Source organism: Rhodopila globiformis, from assembly GCF_002937115.1.
Classification (GTDB): Bacteria; Pseudomonadota; Alphaproteobacteria; order Acetobacterales; family Acetobacteraceae; genus Rhodopila; species Rhodopila globiformis.
In genome coordinates this window covers 31,058-45,525 of sequence record NZ_NHRY01000032.1, presented here as the reverse complement: position 1 = coordinate 45,525, position 14,468 = coordinate 31,058, and the positions used below count along the sequence as shown (strand labels likewise).

14 protein-coding genes are annotated in these 14,468 nt (G+C 68.9%); 6 read left to right on the top strand and 8 right to left on the bottom strand.

What is annotated here, in order from left to right; all coding sequences use genetic code 11:
- Nucleotides 1-208: 208 nt before the first annotated feature.
- Both CCS01_RS32485 and CCS01_RS01300 read right to left on the bottom strand, forming a co-directional pair.
- Nucleotides 209-877 (bottom strand): hypothetical protein, encoded by a 669-nt coding sequence (locus CCS01_RS32485; protein ID WP_146101523.1) that lies wholly within the window; start codon nt 875-877, stop codon nt 209-211.
- A complete protein-coding gene (locus tag CCS01_RS01300) occupies nt 853-2,028 on the bottom strand; it encodes a CaiB/BaiF CoA transferase family protein (protein WP_104517022.1) in 1,176 nt (391 codons plus the stop codon). The genes CCS01_RS32485 and CCS01_RS01300 overlap by 25 nt, the downstream gene beginning before the upstream one ends.
- Nucleotides 2,029-2,226: 198 nt before the next feature.
- Between CCS01_RS01300 and CCS01_RS01295 the strand changes: the two genes are divergently transcribed.
- On the top strand, nt 2,227-2,526 hold the full coding sequence (locus CCS01_RS01295; RefSeq protein ID WP_158258178.1) for a hypothetical protein: 300 nt from the start codon (nt 2,227-2,229) through the stop codon (nt 2,524-2,526).
- Nucleotides 2,527-2,810: 284 nt separating this feature from the next.
- Here CCS01_RS01295 and CCS01_RS01290 read toward each other — a convergent pair whose 3' ends face one another.
- From CCS01_RS01290 to dapA, 4 genes are all read right to left on the bottom strand, one after another.
- Nucleotides 2,811-3,140 carry an addiction module antidote protein gene (locus CCS01_RS01290; RefSeq protein WP_104517021.1) on the bottom strand — a complete coding sequence of 110 codons (330 nt, stop codon included), beginning with the start codon at nt 3,138-3,140 and terminating at the stop codon, nt 2,811-2,813.
- A gap of 24 nt (nt 3,141-3,164) precedes the next feature.
- Entirely contained in the window at nt 3,165-3,470 is a 306-nt protein-coding gene (locus tag CCS01_RS01285; RefSeq protein WP_104517020.1) for a type II toxin-antitoxin system RelE/ParE family toxin, read from the bottom strand.
- Between the two features lie 353 nt (nt 3,471-3,823).
- A complete protein-coding gene (gene smpB, locus CCS01_RS01280; RefSeq protein WP_104517019.1) occupies nt 3,824-4,306 on the bottom strand; it encodes an SsrA-binding protein SmpB in 483 nt (160 codons plus the stop codon).
- 480 nt (nt 4,307-4,786) lie between these two features.
- Nucleotides 4,787-5,665 carry a 4-hydroxy-tetrahydrodipicolinate synthase gene (gene dapA, locus CCS01_RS01275; protein WP_104517018.1) on the bottom strand — a complete coding sequence of 293 codons (879 nt, stop codon included), beginning with the start codon at nt 5,663-5,665 and terminating at the stop codon, nt 4,787-4,789.
- A gap of 86 nt (nt 5,666-5,751) precedes the next feature.
- Here dapA and CCS01_RS01270 point away from each other — a divergent pair, with 86 nt between their 5' ends.
- The 4 genes from CCS01_RS01270 to CCS01_RS01255 all read left to right on the top strand — a co-directional run bounded on the left by CCS01_RS01270 (nt 5,752) and on the right by CCS01_RS01255 (nt 10,479).
- Nucleotides 5,752-7,719, top strand: a complete 1,968-nt coding sequence (locus CCS01_RS01270; protein ID WP_104517017.1) for a lytic transglycosylase domain-containing protein — start codon at nt 5,752-5,754, stop codon at nt 7,717-7,719.
- Nucleotides 7,707-8,546: an alpha/beta fold hydrolase gene (locus CCS01_RS01265; RefSeq protein ID WP_104517016.1), complete on the top strand. Its 840-nt coding sequence runs from the start codon at nt 7,707-7,709 to the stop codon at nt 8,544-8,546. Before CCS01_RS01270 ends, CCS01_RS01265 begins: the two co-directional genes overlap by 13 nt.
- Entirely contained in the window at nt 8,543-8,998 is a 456-nt protein-coding gene (locus CCS01_RS01260; RefSeq protein ID WP_104517015.1) for a phosphatidylglycerophosphatase A family protein, read from the top strand. The genes CCS01_RS01265 and CCS01_RS01260 overlap by 4 nt, the downstream gene beginning before the upstream one ends.
- A gap of 104 nt (nt 8,999-9,102) precedes the next feature.
- On the top strand, nt 9,103-10,479 hold the full coding sequence (locus CCS01_RS01255; protein WP_104517014.1) for a DUF2252 domain-containing protein: 1,377 nt from the start codon (nt 9,103-9,105) through the stop codon (nt 10,477-10,479).
- A gap of 300 nt (nt 10,480-10,779) precedes the next feature.
- Here the strand turns inward: CCS01_RS01255 and CCS01_RS01250 are convergent, their stop codons facing one another.
- On the bottom strand, nt 10,780-11,064 hold the full coding sequence (locus CCS01_RS01250) for a hypothetical protein (RefSeq protein WP_104517013.1): 285 nt from the start codon (nt 11,062-11,064) through the stop codon (nt 10,780-10,782).
- A 551-nt stretch (nt 11,065-11,615) separates the two neighbouring features.
- On the bottom strand, nt 11,616-12,467 hold the full coding sequence (locus CCS01_RS01245; protein ID WP_104517012.1) for an SH3 domain-containing protein: 852 nt from the start codon (nt 12,465-12,467) through the stop codon (nt 11,616-11,618).
- 616 nt (nt 12,468-13,083) lie between these two features.
- Between CCS01_RS01245 and CCS01_RS01240 the strand changes: the two genes are divergently transcribed.
- Complete coding sequence (locus CCS01_RS01240; RefSeq protein ID WP_104517011.1) at nt 13,084-14,445, top strand: aminotransferase family protein; 1,362 nt, start codon at nt 13,084-13,086, stop codon at nt 14,443-14,445.
- Nucleotides 14,446-14,468: the final 23 nt, after the last annotated feature.

Here is a 14,468-nt window from a genome sequence, read left to right as displayed (position 1 = left end):
ATCGGGGCGGCAGTCAGACGGGGCATGAAGGCTCCGGTGAATCAGGGCGAGGCGTGAGCCTGTGGCCTGCCATATTCAGGCCGCTCCTGACTCGCCAGAACGGCTCCTGACGGCGGCTGGTCACGGCGATTGCCGCCAGACTGTGGCAAACCAGACTCACCCGCGCCGGGCCACCCATCAACGGAGTCGCCACTTCCGGCGAGGTGTACTAGTCAGGCGGCATCTGCCAGCTACCCATCCCGTCCGTCGAAGGCTCGGTGACATGGAACTGATCCAGATCGACCAAATAACAGTCCACCACCTGCCGCAGCGCGGCGGCCAGGTTATGCTCGCCTGAGCGATGCGGCCCCTTGCCTCCGACATTGATCTCTACCCCACCCGGGTCGTGCCTCTGCTCCAGCATCGGCATCATGACGATGCAGGAATGCCGGAACCGGAACACCTCGGTGCCGAACCAGGCGCCTGCCTGCCTGCGCAGCCGATCCGACGAGTTCCCCATGTCGGGTTGGCGCAAGTACAGCACCACCGGATACCGCCGGGCGGGATCATGATGCGCCGGCAACAAGACGTCGTCGCGCATCCCGTTGACCGCGCGGGCGATCCAGCGGGGCTGCTCCGCCTCGGCCCATCGTCCCGTCACGATAACCGGTATGGCGCCCAGGACGGCAATCCCGAGAACGAGTCCGTGCAGCAGCCACCTGCGCCGCAGCTTGTTTGTACCGGGCGCGGCCGCCCCGCCAACCCCGCGCGAGACATTGGTTTCACGTGCGGCCGCCCCGCCAAACCCGCGCGAGACATTGGTTTCACGCGCGGCCGCCCCGCCAACCCCGCGCGCAAAGCACTCCGCCAGTGTCAGATCACGCCATCCCGCCGCCATGCCGCCCGTTCCGCCTCGGAATAATCCAGCTCGGCCAGCACCTCGTCCGAGTGCTCGCCCAGTCGCGGGGCGGACCGCCGCACGCGGCAAGGGGTTTCGGACAGCTTGATCGGGAAGCCCAGCATCCGCACCATGCCATAACCGGGATGGTCAACGTCGATCACCATCTGCTGCGCCCGGATCTGCGGATCAGTAAATACGTCCGCGACGCTGTTCACCGGCCCGCACGGCACGCCGGCCGCGTTCAGCGTCTCGACCCAGTGCGCCGTGGTGTTCCCGGCCAGCCTGCCGCCGACGATGGCGTTGATCCGCGCGCGGTTCGCCACCCGTGCCGGCTGCGTCGCATACAAAGGATCGGTCTTCAGCCCCGGCTCTCCCAGCGCATCCGCCAGCCGCCGGAAGAAGGCGTCGTCCGCCGGCGCCAGGGCGATCTGTCCGTCGCGCGTCGGAAACAGCCCATAAGGCGCGGCGATCGGGTGGTCGTTGCCGCTGCGCGGCGGCGTCATGCCGGTGGCGAAGGTGTTGGTCGCGATATAGGCCAGCAGGCTGACCAGCCCGTTGGTCAGGCTGACCTCCGCCCGCTGCCCCTGCCCGGTTGCCCGCGCGTGCAGCACCGCGGCCGTGATGCTCAGCGCCGCATACAGCCCCGCCACAAGGTCGCCGATCGGCAGGCCGGAGCGCAATGGGGGGTCGTCCGGGCCGCCGTTGACGCTCATGAATCCGCTGATCGCCTGGGCGATGAAGTCGAACGCCGGACGGTCGCGATACGGCCCGGTGCTGCCGAAGCCGTTGATCGCGCAGGTCACCAGGCGCGGCTGCAAGGCCTGCAACCGGTCGTCGTCGAATCCCAGCCGCGCCAGCACGCCGGGACGGAAGTTCTCCACCAGCACGTCCGACCGCGCGATCAGCCGCGCCAGGATCGCCTTTCCCGCCGGCGTGCGCAGGTCCAGCCGCAGCGAGCGCTTGTTGCGGTTGAACTGGGCGAAGTACCACGACAGCCCGTCCCGGCCTGCGCCCTGCCCGCGCACCGAGTCGCCCTCGGGCGCCTCCACCTTGATGACGTCGGCCCCCAGGTCGCCCAGCAGCGCGGTGCAGAAAGGGCCCGACAGAACGCGCGTCAGGTCGAGAACCCTGACTCCGGACAGCGGCATGGACGATTTTCCCCTGGTTGCAGGAGCCAGTGTTCCATCGATGGCGTGGCGGCGCAAAGATGGCGCATATTTAATGCGTCCACGTATCGTTTACCACGATTCGGCCACCCGCTGATCCCTGTCGCGTCATAATTGCCGTGTGCTATTGGTCCCACACCGGGGCCAATCACGATTCCCTCGGTAGAAAGGACAACGAGTATGACACGCACGTCTAGACTGGCTTCCAGCGCTCTTGCCATCAGCCTGGCGATCCTGCCGGCCGCGGCGTTCGCGCAAGCGACCGCGCCGGAGCAGGCTCCGGCGGCTGCTCCGCAGTCCCAGCCCGCTGCCGCGCCGGAGGCGCAGGCCACCAAGGCCCCGGCGGCAGAGACTGCGGCGACCAAGCCGGCCGCCAAGACGCACGAACATCACAGCAAGAAGGCTACCCACACCAAAGCGTCGCACAGCAAGACGCATCACGCCGCTCCGGAAAAGACCGCCGAACCCAACAAGTCGTGACCTTGCGGGCGGCGCGGCACAGGGGCAAGCCCTCCGTGCCGGCACGCAATCCGTGATCCATCGGGGCCTGATCCGCGCATGCGGCAGGCTCCGTTCGGATCCGGGATCAACATGGACTAAAGAGATGGTTGCGCGGGAATGCGCCCGGCCCGCTGAGGCGGGTGGCCGCCACGGGCGAGCCTGACCTCGCTTCACACGCGCAATCGTCACGCCTGGGTATGGGCCGCTGTGCCGCCATATCCCAGGGCGCCCGCCGGAACGTGAGATAGCGGGCAGATCGGGTGTCAGCAGGCCAGCGCCGCCTTGTTGTCGTGATCCCGGGCCGTGTTGGCTGGTTGGGCTGACATGCGCAAGCCAAGGGCGTCGAAGACGCGCAGAATCGTCTCAAATTCCGGATTGGCGCCTGGCTGGAGCGTCTTGTACAGGCTGGTCCGGCCGACCTTGGCGACCTCCGCAACGCGCGCCATGCCTTCCGCACGGGCGACAACGGCAATGGCGTCCAGGATGAACGGCATGTCTCCGGTTTCGAGCGCCGCGCTGAGGTATTCAGCGCGGGCTTCGGGGCTGTCGAGGTAGTCCGCTGCATCGAAGCGGGATAAGTTGCTGTTCGCCATTTTTGTGATCTCTGGCTGGCCTGGCTACACGGTCGCGGCCAGTTCCCTGGCTTGTCTTATGTCCCGGTCCTGGGTGGACTTATCGCCACCGCAAAGCAGGATTATGACGGTGCGGCCCGTTTGTTTGTAATAAACCCGATATCCCGGGCCGTAGTGGATACGCATCTCTAGGACCGATTCGCCTACCGCTTTAAAGTCGCCGGCATTTCCCTGGCTGAGGTATGCGATACGCATGACAATACGCGCTTTTGCTTTTGCGTCCCGCAGTGAGTTGAGCCAGTCACGAAACACGACATGTTGGAGGACTTCAAAGGGCCTCGTTTGAACCATATCCTTTGTATCCCATAGGATATGAAGAGTCTAATCACAAACGGTTAAAGCGCAGTTAACCGGCGAAAGCGCTCGCAACGTGCGCCATCTCAATCGTATGCCTGCTTAAACTCCAATGCGGCCCTTGCAACGCAGGCTGAAAATTCCTCGCCCTGTCTCAACCTACCTGCGGTCTGCTGTAGCTTGATGGAACCTGCAGCGCAGCTGACCGTGTAGGGCTCACGGGCACGGTTGGGCAGATCTCCGCCGCTCTGTCTCGTGGGCAATGACAGGGAACAGGATACTGCCGTATCGCGACCATACTTCAGTAGCGTGTGGGCTGCCCGAACAGGGCGAGTGAGGTACCTATTCTATTACCCCCGCGCCCGCATCAGCCGCGCCTTGTCGCGCGCCCAGTCGCGATCGGCGATATAGGCCCGCTTGTCCTGCTTCTGCCGCCCCTCGCCCACGCCCAGCAGCACCTTCGCCCGGCCCTGCTCGTTGAAGTGGATATCCAGCGGCACCAGAGTCACGCCCTGCCGCGCCACAAGACCCAGCAGCTTGTCGATCTCCTTCTTCTTCAGCAGCAGCTTGCGCGGCGCCCGCACCTCGAAGCGCGACAGCACGCCGCCCTGGTATTCGGGGATGTAGGCGTTGAACAGGTACATCTCGCCGTCGCGTTCCCCCGCCCAGGCCTCGTTCAACTGGGCGCGGCCAAGGCGGAGGGATTTCACCTCCGGCCCCTTCAGCACGATGCCGGCCTCCACGGTGTCCTTGATGGCGTAGTCGAACCGCGCTTTGCGGTTCTGCGACGCCACGCCGTGGGAGATCAGGCCCTTTTTCCTCGGTTCAGCCATTTCTCCCTCTCGTCACGGCCGGGCGTGTCCGCATAGGCGCTACAGCAAACCGCAGGTAGGTTGGGACAGGGCGACGGTGCACCGACACCGTCATGGCCCGGCTTGTCCGGGCCACCTGTCGCGGCATCGGTGCTTGAACAGGTGGCCCGGACAAGCCGGGCCATGACGGTGAAGACAGGACGCCTGTGCGTCCCAACCGACCTGCGGTCTGCTGTAACTTAACGGGCGGGCGGCACGGCCGTTGCCTCATCGTCATGCCGGGCGCAGGCCCGGCATCCACGCCTTCTGCCGATACCGGCACCGCAAGGCATGGATGGCGGCCCTTCGGCCGGCATGACGCGGAAGCAAACGCCGCCGCTAAGTTAGCGCCTACAGGGCGTGTCCCGGCCATCCGCCCCCGACCGCCGCAGCGCAGATGGCCGGGACAAGCCCGGCCATGGCGGTGAGGTAAAGGGCCGCGCCCGGCTGCGACGCCCATCATCAATTAAGCAGCCCAACCTCGGTCATCGCCGCCTTCACCTTCTCCCGCGTCGCCGGCATCAGCGGGGCCAGCGGCAGGCGGCAGCGCTCCGACGTCTTGCCCAGCAGCGAGGCCGCGAACTTCACCGGCCCTGGGCTGGTCTCCGCGAACAGAGCGTCATGCAGCGGCACCAGCCGGTTCTGGATGGCGATCGCCTCCTGGAAGCGGCCCTCGGCCCATGCGGTCTGCATCTCGCTGCACAGCCGCGGCGCGACGTTCGCGGTGACGCTGATGCAGCCGACGCCGCCGGCGGTGTTGAACGCCAGCGCGGTATGGTCCTCACCGGAAAGCTGCACGAACGACTCGCCGCAGGCCCGGCTTGTGTGCAGCGGGCGCGTCAGGTTCGCCGTCGCGTCCTTCACGCCGATGATGTTCCTGTGCTTCGCCAGCCGCGCCATGGTCTCGACGCTCATGTCCACGACGCTGCGGGGCGGGATGTTGTAGATGATGATGGGCAGGTCCACCGCGTCGGCAATGGCGGTGTAGTGCAGGTACATCCCCTCCTGCGTCGGCTTGTTGTAGTATGGCGTGACGATCAGCGCCGCATCCGCCCCGGCTTCCTTGGCGTGGCGGGTCAGGGCGATGGCTTCCTCGGTGCTGTTCGACCCCGCCCCGGCGATCACCGGCACGCGGCCCTTGGCGACATCGATGGCGATCTCCACCACCCGCCGGTGCTCCTGATGCGACAGCGTCGGGCTTTCGCCGGTGGTACCGACCGGAACCACCGCATGGGTGCCTTCCTTGATCTGCCAGTCGACGAATTCGGCATAGGCCTTCTCGTCGACGGATCCATCCTCCCGCATGGGCGTGATCAACGCGACGAGCGAACCCTTGAACATAACCCCTCTCCCAAACCGGCTGCGCGAACGCCGGAAGCTAGGCGCGAGATTGATGCGCCGCAAGGCCGCACTTGCTAGAAGAAGACATGTGCGTTCCGATTCGTTGTGTCATCGTCGGCCTGGCGCTGCTGCTGGCGGGACAGGCCTGTGCGCAGGAGGCCGGTCCCAACCCGATCGCCGCCATCCGCGCCAACCGCTGGGCCGATGCCCAGGCCGAGGCCGCCCGCTTCGCCGATCCCGTGCCGGAGAAGCTGGTGCTGTACTGGCGGCTGCGCGCGCCCGGCGCCGCCACCGCCGAGGAAATCGCCAGTTTCATGCAGCGCAATCCCGACTGGCCGCAGCAGGAGGCGCTGGAACACCGCCGCCAGGAAGCCATCGCCTCCGACCCCGACGACGCCGCGGTGCTGGCGCAATGCACCCCGCCGCCAGCACTCGGCAGCGCCCTGCTGCGCTGTGCCGAGGCCACCGCCAATGCCGGCCGCGCCGCCGATGCCACCAATCTCGCCCGCCGCGCCTGGATCGACGCCATTGACGATGCCGCCTCCGAGGCCGCCTTCGCGCATCGCTGGAACGGCATCATCACCCCGGACGAACAATGGGCGCGCTTCCAGCGCCTGGCCTGGCACAACGACCACGCCGCCGCACGGCAGGTCGCCCGGCTCGACGCGGCGCACCGCAAGGCGGCCGAGGCCCGCCTCGCCGTCCGCCGCGACGACCCGCGGGCCGAGGCGCTGGTCGCCGCGCTGCCGGCGTCGCTGCAGGACGATCCCGGGCTGATGCTCGACCGCGCCCGGGCGCTGCGCCACGCGGACCAGATCCAGCAGGCCGTCGCGCTGTGGCTGAAGCAGGGCACGCAGGCGCAGCAGGAAGCGCCCGCCCACCTGCCCGCCTTCTGGGCCGAGCGGAGCCGGCTGGCCCGGCGCCTGCTGCATGACGGGGATGCCGCCAACGCCTATGCCGCCAACGCCTATGCCGCCAACGCCTATGCCATCGTCGCGGCGCATGGCCAGACCGCGCCCGAGCCGAAGGCTGACGCCGAGTTCCTCGCCGGCTTCATCGCGCTGCGCATGCTGCACGATCCGGCCCGCGCCGTGCCGTATTTCCAGGCGCTGGCGGCTTCAGAATCGGCGATCACCCGGGGCCGGGCGCACTACTGGCTGGGCCGCGCCGCCGCGGCCGCCGGCAGGGACCCGAAGCCGGAATACACCAAGGCCGCCGCCTGGCCGGAGACGTTCTACGGCCAGCTCGCGTCCCTGGCGCTGGGCGAGAGCCAGGCGACTCTGGACGCGCGCATCCGGGCGCTGCGCGATCCGCCCTGGACATCGCAGGCCGCCATTGCCTTCGCCGGGCACGAGGTCGTCCGCGCCGCCGTCTGGCTGATGGTGTGGGGCGATTTCCAGCGCGCGCGGGTGTTCCTGCTGCGCGTGGACCAGCTGTCCCCGACCGTGCCTGAACGCACCCTGACCGCGACCCTCGCCCTGCGCGCCGGGATGCCGGACGGCGCCGTCTTCATCGCCCGCCGCATGGGCCGCGACGGCATCGACCTCCCGCGCGTCGGCTGGCCGGCGCCGTATGAGCCAGCGGCGCCGCCGGACCCGGCCTTCTCGCTCGGCATCATGCGGCAGGAGAGCAGCTTCGACATCGCCGCCGTCAGTCCCTCCGGCGCGCGCGGGCTGATGCAGCTGATGCCGCCGACAGCACAGGGAATTGCGCGCGAGCTGGGCATCCCGGCCGCCGTCGCGGCATTGACATCCGATGCCACGCACAACATCCGCCTGGGTACCGCTTATCTACAGGAGGTTCTGACGCGCTTCGACGGCTGCCTGCCGCTGGCCGCAGCGGCGTACAACGCCGGGCCCAACCGCGTGAGCCAATGGCTCGCCGACAACGGCGACCCGCGCACCGGGCCTGTCGACATGGTGGACTGGATCGAGCTGATCCCGTCGGCTGAAACCCGCAACTACGTGCAGCGGGTGACCGAGAACGTGGTGATGTACCGGGCGAAGCGCGGTGACAGGACGCCGATCCTGACGAACACGCCGTGGACCCGCTGATCCACGACATCGTGGCCTGGGACGGGCTCAGGCTGCGGGTCCACATCTGGCACGGCGGCGACCGCCGGCCGCCGGTGCTGTGCCTGCCGGGCCTGGTCCGCACCGCGGGCGACTTCGCCCCGCTGGCACCGTCGATCATGCAGGACCGCCTGGTCATCGCCGTGGACTATCCCGGGCGCGGCGGCTCCGGCTGGACCCGCCAGATCGGCCGCTATGGGCCGGAGGCCTGTGTCCGCGACGTGCTGGACATCTGCGCCGCGCTGCACGTGCACCGGGCGGTGGTCATCGGCACCAGCTTCGGCGGCCTGCTGACGATGGGCCTGGCGGCGGCCAGTCCCGGCCTGATCCGCGCCGCCGTGCTGAACGACATCGGCCCCGACATCGGCCCGGACGGCGCGGAGTTCGTCCGCACGTTCGTCGGCGTCGATCCGGCGCTGGACAGCCTGGACGCCTGCATCGCCATGCTGCGCGAATCCCTGCCGCCGCTGTCGCTGGAAACCGAGTCCGAATGGCGGCAGATGGCGGAACTGACCTACCGGCCGGGCGCCGACGGCCGCTACCATCCGGTCTGGGACATCCGCATCGCATCGCTGCTGCACGGCCCGACGCCCGACCTCTGGCCGCTGTTCGGGGCGCTGGCGCACGTGCCTGTCCTGCTGCTGCGGGGCGAGGTCTCCAACATCCTGCTGGTGGATACGGTGACCCGCATGCAGGCCGAGCGGCCCGACATGCAGGTCGTGACCCTGCCCGGCATCGGCCACGCGCCGATCCTGACCGAGCCGCCGGCGCTGGCGGCGATCCAGGCCTTCCTTGCGCGGCACGCATGAGGCTCGCGCGCCTCATCGCGGCCGGGTTCGGCACCGGCTACGCTCCGCGGGCGCCCGGCACGGTTGCCTCGGCGGCGGCGTTGCTGGTTGGCGCCGTGCTGCTGGCGGTCTCGCCGCTGGCCCTGGCGCTGGCGGCGCTGGCGGCGACGATTGGCGGGTTCATCGCCGTCGAACTGGCCGACGTCACCGGCGATCCCGGCTGGGTGGTGATCGACGAGATCGCCGGGCAGTGGATCGCGCTGCTGGCGCTGGCATGGCCGACGTTGCCGGGCCTGGCCATTGCCTTCGTGCTGTTCCGGCTGTTCGACATCGCCAAGCCGGGCCCCGTCGGCTGGGCGGACCGCAAGCACGGCACGTTCGGGATCATGACGGACGATCTCATCGCCGGCGTGCTCGCCGCGGCGATCCTGGCCCTGCTGCGGCTGCTGTGGCCGGGCCTGCTGTTGTTGTGACAGGCCAATGATGTTTCGTTGAAATCTATAGCGGCTCTTTGCGAGACCGCTTGCGGCCTGTGCATAGTACGATGTGAGATAGGTCAAATTCGACGGAGCCACCAATGCCTCTGGAGCACATGCAGACGGCGGGCGTGCTGCCGCGCGCGGAACGCCGGCAGGCTGGCCGGGCGCTGCGCAAGATCGTCCCACGCAGCCTGCATGGGCAGTGGGCGCCGTCACCCAAGCGCCGCGATCCGGTGGACCTGCTGGTCGAGACCGGGCGCCACCGGATCGCCAGCCTGCTGCCCATCCGCTACGACCGCATGCGCGCCTCGCCCTTCGCCTTTTTCCGCGGCGCCGCGGCGATCATGGCGGCGGACCTGGCGGACACGCCCAGCAGCGGGCTGTGGGTGCAGGCCTGCGGCGACTGCCACCTGGCGAATTTCGGCGTCTTCGCCTCGCCCGTCGGCAATCCGGTGTTCGACCTGAACGACTTCGACGAAACCCTGCCGGCGCCGTTCGAGTGGGACGTCAAGCGCCTCGCCGCCAGCTTCGCCATCGATGCGCTGTCCCGCGGCCTGGGCAATACCGCCGCGCGGCAGATGGCGGCGCAGGCGATGGAGGCGTATCGCCGGCACCTGCAGGACTTGGCGCGGCAGGACCCGCTGCGCGCCTGGTGGTCGCATGTCGGCGTCGCCGAACTGCTGGGCGGCATCGACGACGCCAGGCTACGCGAGCGCGAGATGCGCCGGCTGGAAACCGCGGTGGAGGCGGGGCACCAGGGCTATCCCAGGCTGGTGGAAAAGAGCCGCGGCCTGTGGCGGATCAAGGAGAAGCCGCCGCTGGTCGTGCCACTCAGCAGCCAGCGCGACGACACGCACGAGATCGTCGCCCGCACGGCCTTCGAGGCCTACCGGCTGTCGCTGCCGGAGGAGCGGCGCGTCCTGCTGGACCGCTACGAACTGGCGGATGTCGCCTTCAAGGTCGTCGGCGTCGGCAGCGTCGGCACTTTCTGCGCCATCGGCCTGTTCGTCACCCGCGACGACCAGACGCTGCTGCTGCAGCTGAAGGAGGCGCAGGCCTCGGCGCTGGCGCCCTATGCCGGGTCGAGCCTCTACCACAACCAGGGCCAGCGCGTGGTGGTCGGCCAGCGGATGATGCAGAGCCAGCCCGACCCGTTCCTGGGCTGGACGCAGGAAAGCGGCAACGACCAGCACTGCTATGTCCGGCATTTCCGCGACAGCCGGCTGTCGCCGATTGGCCAGGACCTGGCGGAGGAGGCTCTGCCCTATCATGCCACGCTGTGCGGCATTGCCCTGGCGCGCGCGCATGCCCGCTCGGGCGATGCCGCCCGGATCGCCGGCTACCTGGGCACCGGCAGGGCGTTCGATGTGGCTGTGGCGCGGTTCGCCCTGGCCTATGCGGCGCAGAACGAGCTCGACTGGCGGCTGTTCCTGGAGGCGATCAAGGCGGGTCAGATCGAGGCGCGGGCGGCGTAGGCGGTATACCGCCGGGGACTGGTTGGAACCACGGCCTGGCGGCCGCCGGCGCAACGCGACGCGACGGCGCCGCCCGCGCATCGTCCGCCCAGCCTGCACGCGGCCCGTTGCCGGGATCGGCCTTGCGCGCCGGTTGGCAAGATCGTTACTTTAAGGCCACATAAAAAGGCGCAGCCATTGCAAGCCCGGGCAGCCGCAGGACGAGCCTGCCGAGCGCCAGGAAAGATGTTGCAGAGCGGCCCGAAACGATGACCGGTAGGCGCGGGATTCGGGCCGCTGGTATTACGCTTTCCTGCCGCTTCAGAGTTTGCGGTTGACCGAGCCCGTCGCGTCAACCGTGCGGCTGGTCCGGAACGACGGATAAAGACCGGCAAGCCCGATCAATCCCAGCAGACCCCACCAGCCAGCGCCGCCACCGCCTCGGTTGGCCATGTCACCGTTCGTCGTGGTGGTCATGCCGGCGTTTGTCCCGGCAACACCGTCCCTGGTCTGCGCGACCGCCAGAGTGGGACCCGCCGCCAGACCTACGGTCATGACGACGGCCGCAAGCAATGACAGTTTCGATTTCATCGGATTGGTGCTCATACCTCCTCCTTTCCTGTAGCTTCCGACTGGTGCCGCAACGCCCTGAACGGGACAGGGTTTCGGCGCACCGGTTTCTATGTTTGGCATTCTGCCCGGCGTTTCCCAGGCTCCGGTCTCATCACCACCCGAGGATGACGGCCGTGAGGATGACTTCGGAAATCCCAATCCTGCCGGAAGACGAGCCCGCATTCATATTTGCGTTCATGCCGCGCATGGCCTGGCCGCCACCTGCAAGTGAACGCCGCCTGACCGCCCCACGCCGGCGTGACATCGCGCCGTCATGCAGGCGCAGATACACACGGATGACGATCGTGCCGACGGACCAGCGCTTGCTGCATTGCCCCGGCACGCTCCGCTGATGCGCGTTCGCGGTCAGGCCCCTGTTATCGGACCGGGATGCCGGTACGCGACCGGTCGCTGCCGCATGACGTCACCGGCAGGCAGGGCGATGGGCGCCGCCACGAGCACGGCAGTCATTGCTTCTCCATCATGACCGGGGGCGAAGAACCGGTTCCACCGCGGATGCGCGCACAGGCCCGGACGACGCTGCGTCAATGCACGTCGAGCATCGTCCCATGGATCCATCCCCAGGGCCCCGCCTCGTCGCCGACCTCGTACCAGCCGCCGGCGGCCTGCGCGAAGACACGCAGTTCGGCGCCCTTCGGCACCACGCGGGAGACCGGGCCGTGAGGCTCGGTATGCAGGTTGACATTCTGCCGCGGCACCGCCGTCTCCCCCGGCGGCACCTCCATGGTCGCCACGGTGGCGGCCGGCGCGGTCTCAACCGGGGCACGGACCACCGGCGCTGGCGTGGTGGCATACACCTGGGCCTGGCGCGGGGTCGGCAGCGGGTTCGCCGCCTGCTCGGGACGCGGTAGCCCGTCAGGCATCGGCGGCAGCGGCTCGGTGATGAAGTGGTGCGGGCCCAGCGGGCGCGGCCCGCCGTCGTCCAGGCAGCGCGCGACCATCTCGCCGTAGACCCGGGTCGCTTCGACGTTCGTGGTCGCCGCGTGCTGTTCGATGTGGATCGGCGACGGATCGCGGCCGCCGCCGAATTCGATCACTGCGACGAAGGGCACGAACGGATCGGCGGCGCTGCCCGTGGGGTTGACCTGGCCGCACACCGCGACGGTGCGGGGGATCGCCTGCCGCCAGGTCTGGATGGCCCGGAACGTGGCCTCCGCCGGCGCACGCACGCCGGCGGCCACCGCCTCCCGCGCGGCGGCCTCGGCCTTCGCCGTCAGGTCCGGCGGAGGTGGCTTCGCCGCCTGCTGCCGCGGCTGCTCCTTGCAACCCGCCAGCGCCACCGCCGTGACGGCGGCCAGGGCCAGGAACCCCGGGGCATGGCCTCGGCGGCCACGCCTGGTCCTGGCCTCGCGCTTCAGGCGGTCAGTTGCTTGCATCTGTTCTGTGGCCTCCAACTCGTCCGGACAAAAGACCCGCGCCGCTGAGGCGGCTAGATGCCAATAATGTCGTAAATGAGACGGTATGGCGAAGTGCGCGCGGGGAGAGTCCGATCCGCCGGGGGCGCATGGCGCACGCGACTCTGTTACTTGCAGGCGCGCGGCCGGGATTGGCGGTCATTCGCCGCTGGAGCGCGGCATGGTTATGCACATCCGGTGTGCACCCGGGTACGGCGTCATGGTAGTTGGCCAGCCGGCGCGCCGGCTGGCCAACGCCGTGTTAAAAAGCGGTCGCCAATCCAGGCTCTGCCGCTGCCTTGTACCCCCGGAAACGACACCGCCGCTCGTTGCAGGAGTTCTGACGGAACAGGGGTGGAATCTTCGGCCGCCGGACTGCCCGCCAGCCAGCGCTCGGCGGGCGCATGAGGGGCAGGCCGCAAGGTTACCCCACGGATCGCACCAGGGACTGCCCCTGAGACCGCCACCCCGGCGGCAGGCTTCGCCTCAAGCCCGTCCAACGGCCAGCCATGCCCGGTCCGCCGGACAACGCCCGGTGACCGCCCTTCCACCCGCCGCCGGACATCGTCTAGCCTGACCGCAAACGCAGGAGGAAACCATGAACGATCGCGTGCCGGCTGACGATGTCCTGGTGACTGCCGACCAGCGCCACATGATCCACCCGCTGCATTTCGCCGCGGACCATGCCAGCCCGAAGATCTTCACCGCGGCCCGGGGCAGCATGCTGCGCACCAGCGACGGGCGGGAGTATATCGACGGCCTGTCCGGGCTGTGGAACGTGCATATCGGCCATGGCCGCAGGGAACTCGCCGAGGCGGCGGCGACGCAGATGCAGACGCTGGACTATGCATCGGCCTATGCCGGCTACTCCAACGCGCCGGCAATCCGGCTGGCGGAGCGGCTGGTCGGCCTCGCCTACGACAATATGGCGGCGGCGTACTTCACCACCGGCGGCGCGGAGTCCAACGAAAGCGCCTTCAAGTTCGCCCGCTACCACTGGAAGCGCCTCGGCCGGCCGGACAAGGTGAAGATCATCTCCCGCCGCTATGCCTACCACGGCGTCACCATGGCGGCGATGAGCGCCACCAGCCTGCCGAACTACCAGACCATGTTCGGCCCGATGGTGCCGGAGTTCCTCCAGGTCGCCCCGCCCTACCCGTATCGCTGGACCGGCAACGGCGATCCCGGCATCGGCGCGGCAGATGCGGTGGAGGAAGCCATCCTGGCCGCCGGCGCCGGCACCGTGGCCGCGGTGATCGCCGAACCGGTGATGGGCTCGGGCGGCGTCATCGTCCCGCCCGACACCTACTGGCCGCGGCTGCGGCAGGTCTGCGACCGCCACGACGTGCTGATCATCGCCGACGAGGTGATCACCGGCTTCGGCCGCACCGGCACCTGGTTCGGCCTGACCCACTGGGGCGTGCAGCCGGACCTGATGTCGTTCGCCAAGGGCGTCACCTCCGGCTACCTGCCGCTGGGCGGCGTTATCGTCTCCAAGGCGATGCACGACGTCATCCAGAGCGCGCCGGCGAGCGAAAAATTCATGCACGCGGCGACCTATTCCGGCCATCCGGTGTGCTGCGCCGTGGCGCTGGCGAACCTGGACATCCTGGAGAACGAGGGTCTGGTCGAGCGCGCCCGGGTGCAGGGCGACCGCTTCCGCGCCGGGCTGGAAACACTGCGCAGCCTGCCGGCGGTGGGCGAGGTCCGCGGCATCGGCATGCTCGCCGCCGTCGAACTGGTCGCGGACCAGGCCAGCAAGGCGCCGGCGAAGGGCCTGGGTGCCCGCGTCATGGCCGCGGCCACCGAGCGCGGCCTGATCACCCGGCTGCGCGGCGCCGCCGACGGCCCGCCGGCCAGCGGCGACACGATCTGCTTCGCCCCGCCGCTGAGCACGCCGGAGGCGACGCTGGACCGCATCGTGCAGATCATCGGCGAGTCGATCCAGGCGGCGTCCTGACGAACCCGTGCCCGGTTCGCTGG